The sequence below is a fragment of the Snodgrassella sp. B3800 genome, from assembly GCF_026535865.1.
In the GTDB taxonomy this organism is placed as follows: Bacteria; Pseudomonadota; Gammaproteobacteria; order Burkholderiales; family Neisseriaceae; genus Snodgrassella; species Snodgrassella alvi_E.
Window position 1 is genome coordinate 736,759 of sequence record NZ_JAFNPH010000001.1, and the last position, 19,791, is coordinate 756,549.

General features: G+C 40.4%; 13 protein-coding genes and 1 tRNA gene. 2 read left to right on the forward strand and 12 right to left on the reverse strand.

Going from position 1 to position 19,791, the window contains the following annotated elements; genetic code table 11:
- Nucleotides 1-39 precede the first annotated feature (39 nt).
- The 4 genes from J3U64_RS03325 to J3U64_RS03340 all read right to left on the reverse strand — a co-directional run bounded on the left by J3U64_RS03325 (nucleotide 40) and on the right by J3U64_RS03340 (nucleotide 9,988).
- Nucleotides 40-3,741, reverse strand: coding sequence for an Ig-like domain-containing protein (locus tag J3U64_RS03325; protein WP_267408266.1), 3,702 nt, complete (start codon nucleotides 3,739-3,741; stop codon nucleotides 40-42).
- A gap of 131 nt (nucleotides 3,742-3,872) precedes the next feature.
- The gene (locus J3U64_RS03330; RefSeq protein WP_267408267.1) at nucleotides 3,873-4,733 is read right to left on the reverse strand and encodes a hypothetical protein; all 861 of its coding nucleotides are present in this window, start codon (nucleotides 4,731-4,733) and stop codon (nucleotides 3,873-3,875) included.
- Nucleotides 4,734-5,854: 1,121 nt separating this feature from the next.
- Entirely contained in the window at nucleotides 5,855-6,724 is an 870-nt protein-coding gene (locus J3U64_RS03335) for a L,D-transpeptidase family protein (RefSeq protein ID WP_267408268.1), read from the reverse strand.
- Nucleotides 6,725-7,258: 534 nt separating this feature from the next.
- Nucleotides 7,259-9,988: an SdrD B-like domain-containing protein gene (locus tag J3U64_RS03340; RefSeq protein ID WP_267408269.1), complete on the reverse strand. Its 2,730-nt coding sequence runs from the start codon at nucleotides 9,986-9,988 to the stop codon at nucleotides 7,259-7,261.
- 1,513 nt (nucleotides 9,989-11,501) lie between these two features.
- Between J3U64_RS03340 and J3U64_RS03345 the strand changes: the two genes are divergently transcribed.
- The gene (locus tag J3U64_RS03345; RefSeq protein ID WP_267408270.1) at nucleotides 11,502-12,611 is read left to right on the forward strand and encodes a hypothetical protein; all 1,110 of its coding nucleotides are present in this window, start codon (nucleotides 11,502-11,504) and stop codon (nucleotides 12,609-12,611) included.
- Nucleotides 12,612-12,865: 254 nt separating this feature from the next.
- On the opposite strand, the gene J3U64_RS03350 is transcribed toward J3U64_RS03345, so the two are convergent.
- From J3U64_RS03350 to mltG, 6 genes are read right to left on the reverse strand one after another with little or no spacing between them, the layout of a single operon-like run.
- Nucleotides 12,866-13,657 (reverse strand): MBL fold metallo-hydrolase, encoded by a 792-nt coding sequence (locus tag J3U64_RS03350; RefSeq protein WP_267408271.1) that lies wholly within the window; start codon nucleotides 13,655-13,657, stop codon nucleotides 12,866-12,868.
- On the reverse strand, nucleotides 13,654-14,433 hold the full coding sequence (locus J3U64_RS03355; protein ID WP_370389647.1) for a TatD family hydrolase: 780 nt from the start codon (nucleotides 14,431-14,433) through the stop codon (nucleotides 13,654-13,656). Before J3U64_RS03355 ends, J3U64_RS03350 begins: the two co-directional genes overlap by 4 nt.
- Before the next feature lie 2 nt (nucleotides 14,434-14,435).
- Nucleotides 14,436-14,795, reverse strand: coding sequence for a PilZ domain-containing protein (locus J3U64_RS03360; protein WP_100139715.1), 360 nt, complete (start codon nucleotides 14,793-14,795; stop codon nucleotides 14,436-14,438).
- A 15-nt stretch (nucleotides 14,796-14,810) separates the two neighbouring features.
- Nucleotides 14,811-15,794 (reverse strand): DNA polymerase III subunit delta', encoded by a 984-nt coding sequence (gene holB, locus J3U64_RS03365; protein WP_267408272.1) that lies wholly within the window; start codon nucleotides 15,792-15,794, stop codon nucleotides 14,811-14,813.
- Nucleotides 15,791-16,417, reverse strand: coding sequence for a dTMP kinase (gene tmk, locus J3U64_RS03370; protein ID WP_267408273.1), 627 nt, complete (start codon nucleotides 16,415-16,417; stop codon nucleotides 15,791-15,793). The genes holB and tmk overlap by 4 nt, the downstream gene beginning before the upstream one ends.
- A 14-nt stretch (nucleotides 16,418-16,431) precedes the next feature.
- Entirely contained in the window at nucleotides 16,432-17,436 is a 1,005-nt protein-coding gene (gene mltG / locus J3U64_RS03375) for an endolytic transglycosylase MltG (protein ID WP_100152219.1), read from the reverse strand.
- 245 nt (nucleotides 17,437-17,681) lie between these two features.
- Here mltG and J3U64_RS03380 point away from each other — a divergent pair.
- A tRNA-Ala gene (locus J3U64_RS03380) sits at nucleotides 17,682-17,757 on the forward strand.
- Between the two features lie 540 nt (nucleotides 17,758-18,297).
- Here the strand turns inward: J3U64_RS03380 and J3U64_RS03385 are convergent.
- Both J3U64_RS03385 and ureG read right to left on the reverse strand, forming a co-directional pair.
- Nucleotides 18,298-19,125, reverse strand: a complete 828-nt coding sequence (locus J3U64_RS03385; RefSeq protein WP_267408274.1) for an urease accessory protein UreD — start codon at nucleotides 19,123-19,125, stop codon at nucleotides 18,298-18,300.
- Nucleotides 19,125-19,760 (reverse strand): urease accessory protein UreG, encoded by a 636-nt coding sequence (gene ureG / locus J3U64_RS03390; protein WP_100139710.1) that lies wholly within the window; start codon nucleotides 19,758-19,760, stop codon nucleotides 19,125-19,127. The genes J3U64_RS03385 and ureG overlap by 1 nt, the downstream gene beginning before the upstream one ends.
- Nucleotides 19,761-19,791: the final 31 nt, after the last annotated feature.

Here is a 19,791-nt window from a genome sequence, read left to right on the forward strand (position 1 = left end):
CTTGTGTTTAATTTATTTATTTTGTTTTATTTGTTGGCATTAGCGCGAACCATCTTTCGAACCACCTGAAGCACAGGGCGCATCTGGGGTACAGCCAGGCGTTATTGGCATCGCCTCCGGCGAACCACCCACAGCCCCATTTCCGAAAGTGCCGCCGCCCACTCCTCCAAGTGAACCGCCGCCTCCCCAGCCGATACCACTGCCCTTGGTTGAGCATTTTTTACCGGTGTACTGATAGAAACGTCCACTGCTGCTGCCTTTGGAAATGTCACCACTGGGACACTCACTCTGATGTGATTCCTCATAGCTAGCTTCGTAGGATGTGCAGTCGTCTTCTTCTGGTGCGGCACGTAGCAAGTCTGATAGCGAAGCAATTCTGGTTTCTGCCGGCGCCTGCTGTTTCGGATCAAGAGCAGTCACTTTATAGGAAATCACTACTTTTTCTTTTGGTTTGAGCACACTGGGCACTTCACCAAAAAATTCATACTTGAAGTGGGCATCAGTTTTCGGCAAATTCAGTACCACATGGTCAGCCTGTACCAGACCATAATTGCTGACTGTAATCTGCCCCGTTTTTTCTTCTCCAACCTGCATTGCACCAAGATTAATAGACAATGGTTCGAGCATAATGACAGGTGCCGGTACTTGCGTATTAAAAGTGGCATTAACGTTAATGTCATACACATCTTTAATGGAGGTTTCAGTCACGCCAAACTCTACATTGATTGTCTGATACTCCAGAAATACATGCTGATTAGTTGTGCTATCAGGCTGAATCACTATACGGCCGCTGGCATCCATATGATTAGGTGCGCTAACGCGATAGCGATAGATGCCTGCCGGCAGCTTGTTTAAGGTTGCGATACCATCTTTGTCTGTATTGAAAGTATATTGTTCCGTTAATACACTATCATTCTGCAACTTGATGGTTGCTCCTTTTACGCCTTTGATGGGCTGTCCGTCTGCATCTAGGGTGGCGGTATAGATATCAGCCACATCAAAGTGAGCTACGCCCTGTCCGCTCTGGGTAACGGAAATTCTTACCGGAATGGTGCCTGCTACTTTGCCGCTGCTGGATACTCTGATAATAAAGTTGTAAATGCCGTCGGGGATGCTGTTGTCCGGCTGAGCCATGATTTGTACCGGTACTTTTTCATCAACCGCAATTTCATTAATATTTTTATCACTGGCAATAAATACCCAGCTCGGAGCGGGATTACCCTGCTCATCTACCAGCTCTACCTGAACATTTTTTGCCGCTGCCAATCCTTTATTGCCAACGCTGACTTTGGCTGTGGAGCTGGTATTTTGCTGTAAGCCAGTCTGTATATAGGTAGGCGATGCATACAATTCAGGCATTGGCTGACCAAGCTCATAATTAATCTGTAATTTACCGCGTACCAGATCTCCTGAATCATCGGCATAGGCCACCAAAAACAAGCTGCCCTTTTCGGCTGCATGATTGTCTGCGGTGAATTTAATTGTTGTCGTGCGACTCTGTCCGGGGGCAATATTTACAGCTTCAGATTCAATATTCACGCCCTGAGGCAATACGCCATCTGGCTGATTTTCAGCAGCCAATACCCAGCGCAGGTTTTTAGCACCGGTACTGGCTGTAGCATTAACCTGTATGGGTGTGGTGATGGTTCGCGGCGCTTTGAGCTGATAGCCTTGTATATTAAATGCGATGCGGTTGATATCAAAACTACCCTGACTGGTAACAGTTTTTTCATCCGGATGAATAATGTCAACCTGATATGTACCCGAGTCAGATTCCTGCGGGGTAAAGGTATAGGTGAAATGGCCGTTTTCATCAGTGGCAACAGCTATTCTGCGTTCAAACCCTTTTACATTCAAAACCAGTTTTAGCGGTACGTTTACAGCTATCGTATTTTCAGCACGATAAACAGCCTGCCCGCTAATGGTTACTGGCTGCGGGCCATAACTAACCGCAGGGCTGATTGCGGTAATTTTACCGGTATAAGGTGTGGGAGGCGGAGCCGGTGGTTCAATTTTGACATTGACCGTACGGGTGCTGGTCACTGTTTTGCCGCTGGTATTGGTCACTTTTGCATTGATTTTGTGGCTGCCATTATCCTCCATGGTCAGAGGCCAGTGTGCCTGATAGGGGCGTTCTGACAGAGTAGCAAACTGTTTGTTATCTATCAATAAATCTACTTTTTCGATACCAAGTTCATCTGCAGCATCTACCTGAATATCAACCGGAGCAGCAAGTGTTTGATTATCACTGGGAGTAGTAATGATTGCAGTGGGTGTCGGTAAAGCGAAATCAAACTGCACCGGTGCACTGGGCTCACTGCTGCCAGCATCATTCTGCGCTACAGCATGTAAGCGGTAACTACCTTCTTTCGGCAGCAGAATATCCTGAGTGAAATAGCCTTGTGCATCAGCGGTAACTTTTTCACTCACTGGTTTATCATTCAGATACAACTGAACTTTTGCACCAGACTCAGCTGTACCCTGAACTTTTAATGCTGCGTTCTTAACTTTTGTCTGGGTAACAGGGCTGATAAGTACTGGAGGTGTAACCGTAATAGCAGATGCCTGAGTATAGCCTGAGCTGTTGCCTGCTTTATCCAAAGCATTCAGTCGGGCATATAAGATACCACCGGCGGGCACATTATCTATCTGCATATTACTGCTTTGCAGATTAATATCCTGATCGATAATGGGTTTATTGAAATCTGGATTATTGGCAATTTGCAGATGTATAGAGGCTATACCACTCAGATTATCACTGCTGCTGTAACCAATTCTCACCGCTTTGTCATTAACGCGACTGAATTGGTTCAGTTCCACAACCGGTTTGGTCGTATCTACGGTAATGAGCTCAGAGGGTGAAGACCACATTTCCCAGGTAGCACCTCGATTAATACTTCCGCGTACACGGGCGCGATAAGACTGTCCATTTTGTAAACCTGCATCATAAGTATATTGATTTACTTTATTCAGTATTTTTTTATAGACGGTATTTCCGGAAGCATCCTGAATTTCAATTTCCCATGTATCAAGTGTATTGATATTCTGCCATGTCCAGCTTGGTGCCTGATTTGTATAACGGGCAGCAGGTTGTGGTGCAGCCGGTGTTAGATCAGAGATGTCGATAAAATTGTACTCAGCATTCTCATTCTTGGTATATTCACTTAAATCATTATTTGGCGTAAATAAAATAGCCTGTTCTGGTTTAATGATATTGGCTTTATTACAACCTACTTGAACGTTCTTTGGCGTGATGCCCTGAATACCAATTGTTGCACTCTCGCCTTTGCTTAAATCAATATTTAAAGTACGATACTGATATTTAATCTGATTTGTGCCTTCATAAAGAATCGCTTCAAAGGTACCCATAGGCAGATTTGAACTATAAAAATACTGATTCGTCCATTGCACAATGAGTTTTCTGTTTGGCGCTTCCCCCTGTGTTTCGTACTTGATGGTACCCGCAGGCTGGCCATATACATCAGTTCTTAAATCATCCCAGAAAACAAACAGTGTATTATTGATTGCAGGTAGGCAAGAGTTATTGTAACTGCTGCTTGGATTCGAAAATTGCAGCAATCCATTTGTACTCACATAAAATTTATTATATTTTTTGCCATAATAATTAAACTCAAAACCAATCGGTAATGCGCCACTGACTTTATCATCACCTTTCAGTTTTGTGTCGGTACCGGCATAGCTTGCCGCACTGGCAATGGTGCATAATGCACAGACAACCATTGCATATGCTTTTCTCTGCTTATTTTTATGTTTTGGCTCTTTTTTTATGTTTAAACCGAAAAACCTTTTTTTCCAGTATTGATAAATATTCATTGTGTACCCCTCATGAGTTCGAATACTCCTTAAATAAATTAAATAGTTATGCGGCATGGTCTGGATAAACTTTGTCCAGCATGATTCATTAAATTATTTTGTTGTTGTATATATTGCTGATAAGCCGCTAATCCGCCTTGCAACCAGACAATATGGTCGTTTTCTGCAAAATTCATTTGCCGTTGCAATAGCCTAAGCGTGTGTTCATCTGGGCTAACCAGTACATAGCGTATAAAGGCATCATTACGATTATCTCCTTGGCTGATGTATTGCTTTAGTTCTGGACTAGATATCTGGGCAAGACTAAATTGTTTAGCAGGTAGTTCTGGTAAAGTATTCATTTGTTGTGAATTCAAACCTATACTAATCACCTGCCATTGTATGGATTGACCACCGGATAAAAACTCAAGTGCAGAGATTTCCTGCAGATTGGGCTTATTATGATTTTGTACTTTTTCCCAGACAAAAAATCCTCCGCTTAAAGCATATACGTGGTTAAAACCTTTTTTTCTTAAATTTTTAATAGTTTGATTTATCTGTAATTCATCAAAACCAGTTCCAACCAAAATCACGGTTTTATGAGCTAAAAAATCGGCACTATACAATCGACTAAGCGGTACAGCCAGCATTTTCAACCCTGTCTCTTGTTGCACTGCACCAGTTCTGATATCCACCCACACCGCATCCTGCCATTGCGGCTGACTTAACGCTTTTATGCTAAGCCAGTATTTATGATCAAGTGGTTGTTTAACGTGGTTTTGCGGCCAGTTTACGGCTACAGGTTGTTGTGCCAAGTCTGGTTTATCATTGAGACAGGCAGATAATTCCTGTGCCAATATCCGTACACTGAAAAAAAATAAAATTCCAGTGATATAAATAATCTGTGATAACTTCAGCATCGCATATCTGTATTTTTATTGGTTTATCATTCAAAATTTACAGCTACAACGATATATCGTGGTGTTGCAGCTGAATAATCAAGCTAAATAGTATTCTCATCTAATTGAAATATTAATACTTACCAATTAGCTTGATTTGACAATGGTTAAAATGGTTTATTGCTAATATGTAATCATTATTCGACTAAAAATTATCATTTGAATTCAACATACAAGCGCTTTTATTTCTGAATCGCGTAAAATTTCTACTCCGGTGGCCAGTAATAGAGCGATTGCACGTTAGCAACCACTAGAAAAATTTTAAATATCTTCGAATAGCATTATTAATTAGCTATATTTCATAAAATAAACAAATAATATTTATTTTAAAAGCATAAATTACTTATTACCACAATCCAGATAAGATTAATTGTCATTAAAAACTTTCAACCTCTATTTTATGGTTGCCATTAAAATACAAATATTTTTAATCTATTTATTAAATTCAAAATTTTTCTATTGTGAATAGTTCCTCTATATTAGCTAAATATCAATGAAATATTAACTTAATTGCATAGCTCCATTATTTGCAACAATCAATTCTCCTGCTCGCATTAATGAGGCTCACAAGCGAATCAAGATAAAGAAATGGTACAGATGCTCTATATATACGGATTTCAGATTTAAAGGTTTCAGAGCTTTGTGATTGCGCTCTATCTTGTTCTGAAGTCTGAATCCCGGATTTCATACGGCTGTATATAGCCAATAAATTTTGTAAACAGTTAATAATTTTGCTAATTAGATATTAACTTTCTTTTGTACACCTTTAATATTAGCATACCCTAATATTTTTAGGCAAATAATTTGTATCAGTTACTTAACTACGCTAATAAAGCATTATTTTACTACCATAAATTAGATGATACTTATTTTTTTCCATACAACTATTTAGGAAGCTATCTGTAAATATTTCTGCTTCAAGCGCGATTATTTGCACCTCTAGAGATGTTTATATCTTTATCTTCTTCAACAAGCTAAATTTAATTATGTTATTAATTTCCAAAATATCTCTGGATAATGATTAAGTTACCTAATGAAAAGGTTTTCCTAAACAGGCGAATTTAAGTACCTACAAAATAAAATTATTGGACAACGTAATGCCTTCTTTCAACGCTGATATCTGGTATACGTCGCTGAGTCTCAAAAATATCATATGCAGGTTTCAATTGTTGCCAGAAAGGAAAATATTCTGAATCCTGATTTTTTTTCATATTAGATGGACTCATCATAAATGGAAAAATATGTATAGGAATCTGCTTCTGCCCCCCGTCTAATGCCAAGCTGACGAGAGTATATATTTCTTCTATACTTGCGTCTGTCATGGCATAACAACCCGCAGAAACACATTTACCATGTATCATAATATAACTACCGCTAAAACCATTTGCTTGATCGAAAATATTTGGAAAACCAATATTAAAAGACAGATGATAACGGCTATGTGGATTGAGCAGATTTTTCTGGGTTGCATAAAAGCCTTCCGGACTTTTGCCATCACCTTCTGCTTTTTTAGGTCCCAGTCCACCAGAAAAAGTACAAATTTTCCATGTTTTATATAGCTTGTATGGCTGATTTTTATGTTGAGTCCAGATTTCCAGAATCCCTTCCTGCTTAAAAAGACGCAAATAAATATTATCCCCGCGTACTGGATAATTGGCCGGATTCGTTTGAAGTGGATATTCCAAAGCTTGAGCATGATGGTATCGATTCAATGCCTGATTAATTGCTGATAAAGAATCAATGTATAGCGGATTATTCTTCAACACCAGCACAAACCCAGCAATAAAAGCAATTACACAGCCACCCACAAAAAAACCAAAGATTCTATTATTCCTGAATTTAAAATTGTTTTTGCGTTTTCTCACTACAGCCGAAATCAATAAAACAAACCCTACAGCAACCAAAAATATCAGGCTGGAGAGGCAAAGCAGGTTTCCGATTAATTTTGACATATATTATCTTTGATTTTTTCAACAGAAATCTGACTGTTTAAACTGATGGCTGGTTGTTAAACAACTGATTTATATGATTTCGTCAGCGCTTTAAGATTAAAAGTATCTTATTCAACTTATATTACTATAGTATGTAAAAATAAATCAATTTATTTAGCATTCTATTCAGAATTTAAATTGACTAATCAATCATTTACTTGCTTGCTGATTTTTGACAATCTATAATAACTTGATGCTAAACTTGTATTTAATCAAACAGAAAAAGTTAACATTCTGCAACTAATTTTTTTAAAACAGATTAGCTAATATTTTATGCAGCTTCAGCTTCAATTTGCTATTAAAAACTACTGAACAAACATCTGTTGTTTCTTAATAATTTCACACATTAAATTTATTAGCAATAAGAAATAAAAAAAGCATTACCCGCAGCCTATAAGCCATTGGTAATGCTTTTGTTTGTTACTTCCTGTTCAGCTGACACATAACGTGATGCGCTGTCCAGAAACCTACTAAAATGATTTTACCGCTTGTCTCTTACTTTTTTTCTAATGAAACCGGAAAGGTAACTAAATTATTAGTCTTATTCGGATCAGCTAACAACCCCTGAACTCGTGCTTTAAAATCAGCCTTACCGTTTGCGCTGGTAATTTTGACTGTCAGCAGAATAATCGTCTCTTCGCCTATAGGCAGTTTATCAATCCGGTTTGCAGACTCATTATAATTGCCCATCACTACTTTCTGTTTCGTGATTTGTACATCATCGGATAGCGATTGCAGAGAAATATTGCGCGCATCCGCAGGACCGTTGTTGGTGATAGTCAACAACAATTGCACACAGTCAGCCGGTAATGCCGGAGTAAGCTCTACTTTTTCAACCTCCAAAGCAATATCAGCTGCTCCAGGCATCACAGGAATACTGACCTCATTATTATTTAAATTAGCATCCTCCGTCTGACTTTTAATCCGAGCCGTAAACTGGCTTACCTTATCGGATCCGGTCACCTTAACCGTCAGTAACAACGTGGTGCTTTCTCCGGCGGCTAGATTATCGATACGCTCTTCCTGAGTATTGTAATTTCCAGCCAGTACTTGCTGAGCTGTAATCTCCAGATTATCTGGTAACTCAGGTTGGAGATAAACATTACGTGCACTCAGTGGTCCGTTATTACTAATTGTGACGAGTAACTGAGCGGTATCTTGATCTAAAGAATTATTCCATTCAACGGCTTCAGCACTGATTGCAACATCTGTCTTACCTGGAGCCACAGCAGCAGATGCAACATTATTACTCATATCAGGGTCAGCTGAATCACTGTTGATATGTGCAGTAAATTCACCCTTACCATCAGCATTTTTCATTCGCACAGTAAATAGCATCGTAACTGTTTCATTGGCGCCAAGTGCATCGATACGCTGCTTCACAGAATTGAAATTGCCAGACAAAACTTTTTGCTCAGTAATTTCCAAATCAGATGACAATTCAGGCTGCACATGAATATTTCGTGCTGTTTCCGGCCCTTGGTTCGACACAGTCAGTAAAAATTGTGCCGTATCCGCAGGCAGTTTATCATTCCACTCTACTGTCTCAATATTCACAGCAATATCTGCATCACCAGCCACAGGCGGCTGAACTGCAGCTTGCTTAGCAAACAAATAATTCTCAGCATGCATATTGTCTTGCAGAACAATATGCTCGATTTTACCTGCCAGAGCCTGACCACCGGCACTACCTGCCACAGCTGGTCCGTCAATCATATCTGCAACATCGTCAACCCAGATAGAATAATCACCGGCCGCTAACTTATCAAAACTAAACCTGCCTGATTCGTCAGTGTAGGCAACTTGTTCAATGCGCTTACCGGCCACATTCTGCCCTGATAAAACAACCTTGATATGGCTTAAACCCTTTTCATCATGATTTAGCAGGCCATCAGCATTCACATCATTGTAGACTGTACCGGCTATCAGCCCCTGAGCATACGTAGCATTATGCTTAAATAAACTATACTGACCGGTAGAATCAGAATCGAACACATTCACATAATAAGACCAAGACATATCCTTATTACGCGATTTGGATAACCAGACATTATCACTTAGCAAGTGTTTACCATCCGAACGTACCACATCGTCTGGCTGTCTGCTACCCTGAAAAGGATCCGCCACCTTGGCATAAACAAATCCTTTTGTAGCAGGAAAAGAAAGCTGATAGCCTTTATCACCTGCTTGCAATAAAGCTTGACTGCTCTGCTCAGACACATCTGAGTTCAGGCCACTAGATTCATACAGACGTACTACATCACCATCACGAGCCAGAAAATCTTTGACATCATCGCTATCCGGTAAATCAGCTTTTACATCATGAATTAAGGAGTGGGTATTCGTGGCTTTCAACAGACTGGTCACTGCCCCACCCAGTGTATCCGCATGTGTAAACGTGGCCTTAAAATCCGTAAATGTCCCCGACAGTGTGGCAATCATATTCCAGCGGCCTACTGTAGAAGAACCTCCAGCAATATCTCCAAAATTCAGCAATAGACTTTTATCTGCAGGCTGATTATTGATATAGCTGCCCAGAATAGAAAAATCCACCAAAAGATTTTTCTTATTTTCCACAATCTTCGGCTGAGCTGAATCAATCACCGTGTGATAAGAAATGCCCTTACCATCATTGCGAATACGAACACCAAGAGTAAAAGGCTCAGGTGTTTCTTCCTCAGCCGTAAACGGATCGTCACCATAAACTTCTCCCGGTAAAAAATAATCGAGCGTCAGCAATGGCTGAGGTTTCACTACCACATAATCTGGCACTACATCTACCGTCGTTTCCTGACCATTTAGCTCATAGGTGAGTTTTGCGCCTATATTGTAAAGCGTGTCCTTATCCTGAGCTGCGCCAAATGCAGGAATAATCATCCAATGGATATCAGCATTGGATTTGGCCGCAATCTGCCCCGTCCCATTAATATCATCAACACCGGACAAAGAATCAGTACGATAAAAGAATTTGGCCTGGCTATCCTCAGTTTTTTGCGTTACTTCAACTGGCTGATTATCCTTATCCGTAAAAACCAGCTCCACACGAATATTTTTCAGATTTGCATCCAGACCATTTTTAATTAACATCCGAGCATCAAAAGCTTGCCGCTCAAAAGACAGCTTTTGCTCAATCACAATTTTAACTTCCGCACACTCCACATCCTGCGCAAATGCCGATCTGACCGGCAAAATGCTACAGAACAAAAATGCCAGAAGAGTCAGCATATGGCAAAACCCCTTACCATATTTCAACAGGGTACCCTTCATCATTTAACCTTTATATATTATTATTCATTTTATTGAATTTACAGATAAATCTAGTCACACTTACTCATCTTCTCAATATTTATCTGTTTACTCTCCTTAAAAATATTATTTATAGATAGTTCTAATTTTTATTTAGATTCTTATATTCTCCATTTTAATATGCATATGAAATTATTGTAATTAAAATATAATGATATTTTTAAAATTATCAGATAAATTATGCCCATTTAGTTATAATTTAAACAGCGTAAATAAAATATCAAAATCAGCTAAATAGATTTCAAACCCAAACTCATAGACATAAATATAATCAAGACAATACTTTTATTTTAAGCTATATAAGTGGAATATTATCTGACCATTAAAGCCAGCAAAGCAAAAAGCCGCCGGCACAAAAATCAATTATATTTTTTCAAAAAACTACAACTAAAGCTTTGTATGTGGCGCGTTAGTTGAAAGAATTAAAAGTACAGCACTCAAAATTAATGCTGACACAAAAATAAAGTATCCAAGCATCCGGCTTATATTTCTTCAAGTGAAATAATTTCCTAATATTTGTTCTGGAATGCACGATTTTTTATTGTAAAGCATAAGGATGCAATGAATAAAATTTAAATTTGCATTAAATTGGAAGCAAAGTTCACAAAGAAAAATCTATAAATAGTACACATAGTATTCAAGAGAAATATAATAGCTGCACAAGCAAAATCAATATTTAACCTAACCTATATTAAGATTAAACAAACGAAGCTGAATTTTTTATCGGTAAAATATATCAAAATTCCTTCTATAAATTAAATGTTTAAAAATCATAGAATTCAGACCCACTATAATTTATTGCAAAATGTTAAACCTCTAATTCCCATCATTACTCTTTTTATAAACTATCCTGCCAAATATAATAAATATTACAGCGAATATCTTTACACCGTTTTTATACATGAATCAGTGCAGCAAAATCCTATTTATAAAATTTTTTTAACTATACCCTTTTTCAATTATCATTTGCAAGCCAAACTTAGTACAAATAAATACCAAAAGCATAAATATATAGACAAACTAAACATCATGAATTAGTTTAGAACACTACTAAGGCTACTTTATTTATAAATAGATGGAATAATAATAAAGATATAATTATGTATTAAAGTTTAATACACATTAACAGATACAAAAAACCAGTACCTGCCAAACTGATTAACCTCACTATACGATTGAATCATTCAGCTCTTTTCGTTTCAATGATGCCTAGACATATCGATAATAGAAGCCGATATTTTTTTTCATGTGTAGGAAAAAATGATAACATTAAGAATATGTAATAAAATTTACCAATATGGCAAAGCCAACATACTATATTAAAAGTATTGTAAATTTTAAATTGTGTTGCAGATACATGGCAGCCGATATTTTTATCAAAGGCGATGCTGTTATTTTTTAGATAAAAAAGTATTGGATAAGAACAAAAATCATGGCTTATTACCTTAATCTTTTTTCACCAGAAACTTATGCTGCATTTACTCATTCGAATAGAACGATTACTGGTTTTCGTAATCGACAGCAAGGAGTGGCAAACCGTATTAAGGCTGGGGATGTGCTGATTTGCTATGTGACACGTTTATCGCGCTGGTGCGGTTTGCTAGAAATAGTAGATGGACCATTTCTGGATGATACGCCCATATTTATGGTAAAAGACGATCCTTATATTGTTCGTTTTCATGTTCGCGCTAAAGTGTGGCTACCTTTGCATGAAACATTACCTATTCATCTAGACGAAATATGGCAGCAACTTTCATTTACCCAATCTTGTGATAAAAAAAGCACCATCTGGACAGGCTTTGTACGTTGTAGTTTAAATAAATTTACAGATAAAGACGGTAAATTTCTAGCTAGTACGTTATTAGAGCAATCAGTAAATCCAGAATTACACCCATTGGATGAAAAAGAACAAAAAAGTCTTAAAGTCCATATCGTGAACCGCATTGATAAGGTTGTAGAAGTTTCTGTACCTGACAATGATGATGAATTCTTGGCAAGTGATAAACAGCAGCAATCTCAAGATGTGCGTGAATCGATTAAAATGCAAGCATTACTAGCGCAGATAGGCGCTCGTATGGGGCTACGTATCTGGCTGCCCAAAGCAGACAGGTGCAGGGTATTAAAAGAGTGGAAAAACGGAACAGAACTTTTATTAGACCATTTACCGCTTAATTATGACGAAGCAACATTAAGTACAATTGAACAAATTGATGTAATTTGGTTAAAAGGACGTTCAATTGTTCGTGCTTTTGAAGTAGAACATACTACTTCGATTTATTCCGGTTTGTTACGGATGGCAGATTTGCTTGCATTACAGCCAAATATGAATATTAATCTTCATATTGTGGCACCAGACGCGAGAAAGGGGAAAGTGTTTCAAGAAATTCGTAGGCCCGTATTCTCTCTTTTGGATAAAGGACCGCTGTTTGAAAGCTGTAGTTATATTTCCTATAGTAATTTAAAGGAATTGAGTAAGCAAAAACATTTAAATAGAATGACAGATGCTGTTGTGGATGATTATGCGGAGAAAGAAGAATTGTAAAGCTTAGATTTCAATAATAAAAATACAAACCTACAGGTAGGCTTTTTTACCAATAAGGTTATTCATTTCAAGTAATAGATATGAAAAAATTTGCTTATTAATACAACTATCACCGAATCAATTTTAAAATAAAATAGATTTCGACTTAAGCGTAATCGTTTTTTTGTTGCAAACAAATTTGTGTTTGCTATAGATAGCACGCGCAGTTTATTAAATAATTGTTTTTTATTAGGTTAGTTCAATTCAGAGCGAAACTAATAACTACTGTGCACAACCAATCCATCATAAGCAGGTTCGCAGTTTTTCGGACAGCGCTGCTTTAAATTATGGTATTCCTGTTTATGTGTCATGTGGATAAAGTAAGTATGTTTGGCCTGAATGCGTTCGGCGTAAGCAAAAGCCTGTTTGGTACTAAGATGGCTGGGGTATGAAGTGTCCATCAAGCAATCGAGAAACAGGTAATCTAGTCCCTGTAAATGTGGGAAAATGGATTCTTCAATATGGTTGAGATCGGTAAACCAAGCAATGTTGCCTATGCGATAAGCACTGCTTGTCCAGCTTCCATGTGGTACAGTAAACTGCCATACAGGTACATCTTCAATAGTGAAAACCCTGCTCTGCCCCTGATTTAACGGTAACTCATGTGCGCGCAGTACAGGCCGGTTCCAGTAGTTATTTTGTTCCAGAAAAGCATAATCAAAGCGGCTGCAAATATTAGCCAATGTATCACGATGGCCGTATATAGGTATGGGCGCGCGCTGTTTGTAGCAGAATGCGCGCAAATCATCGATACCGTTTAGATGGTCGGCATGAGGATGGGTGTAGAGCACACCATCGATATGCGACAGTTGATGTTGTAAAGCCTGATAGTAAAAATCGGTACCGGTGTCAATTTGCCAGTGCTGTTTGCCTATCTGAATATGAGCACTGCAACGGGTGCGCCTGTTTTTCGGGTCGCTGCTGGTGCAGGTAGCACATTCACAACCGATTACTGGCGTGCCGGAGGAGCTGCCACAGCCAAGTACAGTTAGGGTAATCTGTGTCATGGCTGGCTAGTCAGCGATGGTAATTTGCTAAACAAGCGATAGGTATTGGCGGTGGTGACAGCTTCGATGGTTGCCATGCTGTCGCCGCGAAGCTGTGCGACAAATTCGGCGGTGTAACGTACGTAAGCCGGTTCATTTGGTTTGCCACGCTTGGGCACTGGAGCCAGATAAGGAGCATCAGTTTCAACCAATATGCGATCTAAAGGCACGTATTTGCAGGCTTCTTGTATCTGCTGCGCGTTTCTGAAGGTCACAATACCAGAGAAAGAAATATAAAAGCCTAAATCCAATACTGCTTTGGCAAAGGCAGTATCTTCGGTAAAGCAATGGATAACGCCTTGTTGTGCTTGATTTTCATGTAAAAGGCGCAGTGTATCCGCAGCAGCATCACGGGTATGGATAATCAGGGGCAGACCGGTTTGGTTGGAGGCCTGTATATGCGTGCTGAAGCGTGCATGCTGCCAGGCCAGATCTCCACTGCACCAATGATAATCGAGGCCAGTTTCCCCGATACCGACTACTTTAGGATGTTGTGCAGCCGCAATCAGTTCATCCACACTCATTTCCGCCGAGTTTTGGTCTTCAGGATGCACTCCGACACTGGCAAACAGATTTGTATGCTGCTCGGCCAGTGCCAGCACTTCGTCGGCACTTTGGCGGTCTACGCTAATGGCAATAGCCTGCCCTATTTCTGCCTGTGCCATATTCTCCAAAACTTGTGGCAGTCTGGCTGCCAACTCAGGCATATTCAAATGGCAGTGTGAATCGATAAGCATGATTACAGGGTATATGTTGTGCGTTCGCTCAGCAGTAAACCAGGCAGAATATCTTCAATACTCTGCTTTACGGCAATGCTGTCTTCATCTTTGCCAAATGCCAGTCCGATTCCCTGAGGCTGGCCGGTAGATGTAGCGGCAGTGTTTATCCATACTACTTTTGTACGCAGATATTTGGCTTCGTTGAATTCGGGCAGGTTTACCGCCAGTAATACTTCTTCACCCATTTGAAACGTATCTGTTGTGGGTGCAAACAGGCCACCATGCTGTAGAAATGCCATATAGCTGCGATACAGCTCTGGTTTATCGGGAATGGTTAAATTGAGCATTTTGCCCGGCAGATTGGTAGGCGCTTCAGCCATAAACTTCCTTTGTGCTTATGTGTGTTTATGCTGCCACACATTAAGATAATCTATTAACAAGTCTTCTAGTTGCATTTTAACATTGAGGGTATGTTTACCGTAAGGGGCTAGCGCATTTACTCTGTCGATTAAAGCAAACAGGGATAACGGGTCAATTTGTGCAGTAATCTCGTTCAATGCATTTTGCCAAGCCGGATAATACATGGCACACATATGTTGCTGCGCTAGAGACATATCCAGTAACCATTTGGCCAGCCAGTCGAGAAAGGTTGCCAGAGCCAGTTTCTGTTTGTCAAAAGCAGCAGCATAATCCAGCATAGCAATCAGACGTGGCTTGACGAGCAAAGGGATAAGTTCATTACGTAGCTGCGTATGGCTGTCGTTATCAGAAAACAAGGGTGCCCCGCCGTGAAAGGCAAGCAAATCAGCCGTTTTTTCACCATGTAATTGTTGAGCAAAGGCCAATGCCTCTGCTGGTGTGGGCATGGTTAGCACCACCTGACGACAACGACTTTTAATGGTAGGTAGTAGGCGATCTTTCTGATGGCTGACCAGAATAAAAACCATCCCAGCCGGAGGTTCTTCTAGAATTTTCAGCAATGCATTGGCGGCTTGTGTATTCATACTTTCAGCAGGGTAAATCAAAGCCACACGTTTGCCGCCGCGATGGGCACTCAGGTGAGCAAAGTCGAGCACATTACGGATGGTTTCTACTTTAATTTGTGCCAGCTTTCGTTCACCGCCGTCGCTTTCTGCTTCTTCCGGCGTCACCATCAGGAAATCCGGATGGCTGTGCTGGCTGAATAAATGACAAGAAGTACACACACCACAAGGCTGATGATTGGCTTGCGGGGACTCACACAACAGTGCTTGCGCCAGATGCTCGGCAAATTCCCGCTTACCGATTCCCGGATGGCCATAAAGCAACCATGCTTGCGGTTGCTTCTGCCAGTGCCGGGCAATCTGTTGCCAAACAGGTTCGAGCCATGGGTAAATCATGGGTTCAATCCAAACTGTTGTGACAAACTCTGATTGATTTGCTCTGCTACAGCATCCAGTTGCAGGCTGCTATTAATGATGGCATAGCGTTGCGGTGCCGCCGCGGCACGGTCTAAATAAATCTGACGTGTGTGTTCAAAAAAATTAGTATCCAGTTGCTCAAAGCGGTCGGGGCTTGTGTTGTGACTTAGACGCTGCTGAGCCACAATCAAGGGCACATCCAGTAGTAAAGTTAAATCAGGTTGCAATCCCTGCTGTACCCAGTTTTCAAGAATGGCTATATCAGCCAGAGGCAGACCGCGTCCACCACCCTGATAAGCAAAAGTAGCGTCTGTAAAACGATCACTGACAACATGCATACCTTGTGCCAGAGCCGGTTTAATCACCTCATCCAGATGTTGCTGACGGGCAGCAAAAATCATCAGTGTTTCAGTGCGGGCATTGGCACGGGTAGCAGGATTAAGCAAGAGCTCGCGTAACGCTTCACCAATAGCAGTGCCTCCCGGCTCACGGGTAAAGAGTACCGGCAATTGGTGTTTTTCAAACCATGTACGAATGGTATCGAGGTTGGTTGATTTACCGGCACCATCAATCCCATCCAACGTAATAAATTTTGCTTTCATCTATACTAATCTGCTCAGGGTTTTTTCAGAATATACTGGCGAACCGCTGCGTTATGCTCGTTCAGACTGTGGCTGAACTGGCTACGTCCGCTACCATCATTACGCGCCACAAAATACAGGTAATCATTACTTGCCGGATGAGCAGCCGCTTCTAGAGCAGCTTTGCCCGGCAATGCAATCGGGCTGGGCGGTAGTCCGGCGCGAGTATAAGTATTGTACGGTGTGTCACGACGTAAATCAGCTTTGCCAATTTTACCTTTATAGCGGCTGCCCATGCCATAAATCACGCTAGGGTCTGTTTGTAAGCGCATATGCTGATTAAGCCGATTAACGAATACCGCGGCCACATTGCTTCTGTCTTCCGCATGTCCAGTTTCTTTTTCTATCAGACTGGCCATAATCAGCATTTCGTAGTCAGACTGGTAAGGAAGATTACTGCGCCGTTCTTCCCATGCGGCCTGCAAATGTTTCTGCATCGCCTTATATGCTTGCTGATATAGCGATAAATCACTGCTATCAGAGCTAATATCATACGTTGCTGGAAAAAACAGCCCTTCTGCGTGGGCATAATGGGTATCATCTGCCACTTGTTTAAGTATTTGGGCATCAGTCCAGCCACGAGTAAGATGTTCTATATCGGGTGTACCATCAACAATCCTGCGCATCTGTGCAAACGTACTACCTTCAATAATTTGCACATTAATACTGTCTGGCTTACCATTTCGCAGCCTTTGCAGAATCTGCCAGCTTGATACCGAGCGGGGCAAGCGATAATTGCCACGATGAATTTTATCACCCATGCCAAGCATATAGGCCGTGCCAACAAATACCCAGCGGCTGTAAATCACATCATTACTGGTAAGTATCCTGCTTACTCCGCTAATACCATAGCCTGCTGGTACTTTCAAACGATAGCCCGCGTTACTTTTAGGCATAAACAACAACAATGCCCATACTAGCGCAAACATCAGTAAACCCGTCAAAATCAGCAATACCGCCCGTCGTTGTTTACGCCGCATAAAAGCTATCCTGTTAAATAAGATTATTTTAAACCAGCCTGTAAGTATAAATTTAAATGGCAGAAGCCACCACTCCTGCCTTTAATCCAAATGTGTGTCCAGATTTGCAATACTTATTGGGTAGAATAGTTTACAGATTGAGAACTGTATTTCCACTTTAACAAGAAAGCTTAAGCTAGGGCTTGCAAAATTCAGTAGTTCAGGTAAAATGCGCAGCCTGTTCAGCAATAAACGCTGTAACAATCGGGGGTATAGCTCAGTTGGTAGAGCGCTTGCATGGCATGCAAGAGGTCAGCGGTTCGATCCCGCTTACCTCCACCATATAAATAATAATTTTATAGATAAATGGACGCAAACATGCGTCTTTTTTTGTATCTGCTTTTTACAGCGCTTGCGTTTTGCTCCGGTTTTATAAATTATTCGATTTTCTTTTACCTTTGAAATAAAAGCAAATGACTATTTGTAAATAAAATCATGCTTAAAAATAAGAGAAATGAATCGCATGAATTCCATTTTAGCCAGTTTTAAAAATATTAAGCTCATACACATTCTAATTGAAAGTTATTTCACCCACTAATATCCGAAGCTGTGTAGAGATTGAAAACAATAAAGTACTAAAGTAGAATTTAAATTTAGGTGAATTATTATCTGTAGCTAAAGGTTAAAGATTAAGCATATTTTGAAATCTGCTATCTGCTTCAAGGTTTTCTCATTTGGAAAGGTACTCAATCTAGCTATGTAACAGATACAATTTGAATAAAAAAGAGATTCTTTTTATTCGAATAAAATAAATTTTAAAGTTTATACAAATTTATATTTCAATTTAATGCAATTTAAAATTGAATTATTTATTTCATTATTTCAATCATTTTTATTAATCAAAATATTTTGGTTTATTTGATATATAAAATTTTGCAGCGATTCTGCATTCATTCCCAAAGCACGCACACATAAAACGCAATCTGCAGCTTGTGTGATACCCCACAGATAATCATCGTTCTCAAGTGGCCAATCTGGCAATAAAGCGGTGTATATTTGGTTAATTAGCTGCTGCATGTCCGTTTTGCTGGCGGCTGTATTGACATAATAGAGGCAGGCTTGGTGAGTGTATTGCTCCATCTGTCCCAATACATTAAGAGGTTGGCGATTGGGTTGCCAGAAGATATTGTCGCTTAGTAATGGCTGTTGCTGATAGTCGATGGTTACTCGTGATGACAAATAACGAAAATCCCAGCGCTCATGATTAAGTACGCGGCCGCAGGCGATGAATTCGCACAAAATTAGCTGGCAGTTATACGCCAGACTGATTTGCATACTTTGAGTTAAGGCCGCATCGCGATGCAGCACCAATGGATGCGGTAGATAGCAAAGCCGGCTGTTTTCATGCAGAAAAATACGTGTATGCTGCTGCGCTTCTGTTGCCTCAGGCATGGACTGGATGCGAGTAAAGGCTTGAGTGAACAAGTACAGTTGTGTTTGTTGCGCCAGCTCTAACTCAATATCTATATGATCACCAGCTAGCAAACCCGGCGAAGAACTCATCTGCATCACCGAGAGTGCCTGAGGCCATACCGGTGTAGACATATGGGGTAAAGTCAGGATTTTCAGTGGCGGGGTATAAAAGCAATTGCCTAAGATTGTCTGTCTGCGCTGGTTGAGCTGAGTGATAAGTGCTAATCGGCTGTGCATTAGCGTATCAAGCCTGCAGGTTCTGCTACATTTTCCAGTAAGGCGTATTTTTTAATCCAGTCTATTATTGTATTGATCCCCTCTTCTGCCATCAGATTGGTAAATACAAACGGCTGCCCTTTACGCATGCGCTGAGCATCATGCTGCATAACTTCGAGACTGGCACCTACGTAAGGAGCCAAATCGGTTTTGTTAATGACCAGTAAATCAGAACGGGTAATACCGGGGCCACCTTTGCGCGGAATTTTTTCGCCTTGTGCCACATCGATAACAAACAGCGTGACATCGGCCAAATCCGGACTAAAGGTGGCGGAAAGATTATCGCCACCACTTTCGATAAAGACAATCTGAATGTCTGGAAACCGCGCCACCATTTCGTCTACTGCTTCCAGATTCATGCTGGCATCTTCACGGATGGCGGTATGCGGACAACCGCCAGTTTCTACCCCCATAATACGCTCAGGTGGCAGCAAGCTATTTTTGGTCAGAAACTCGGCATCTTCCTGTGTATATATATCATTGGTGATTACTGCAATGCTGTATTGCTGTGCCATATGGCGAGTCAGTTTTTCAATCAATGCGGTTTTGCCCGAACCCACCGGACCAGCAACACCGATTTTTATGTATTGACGCATCTTATGTGCAGACCTTTCGCTTTGGTAAGCG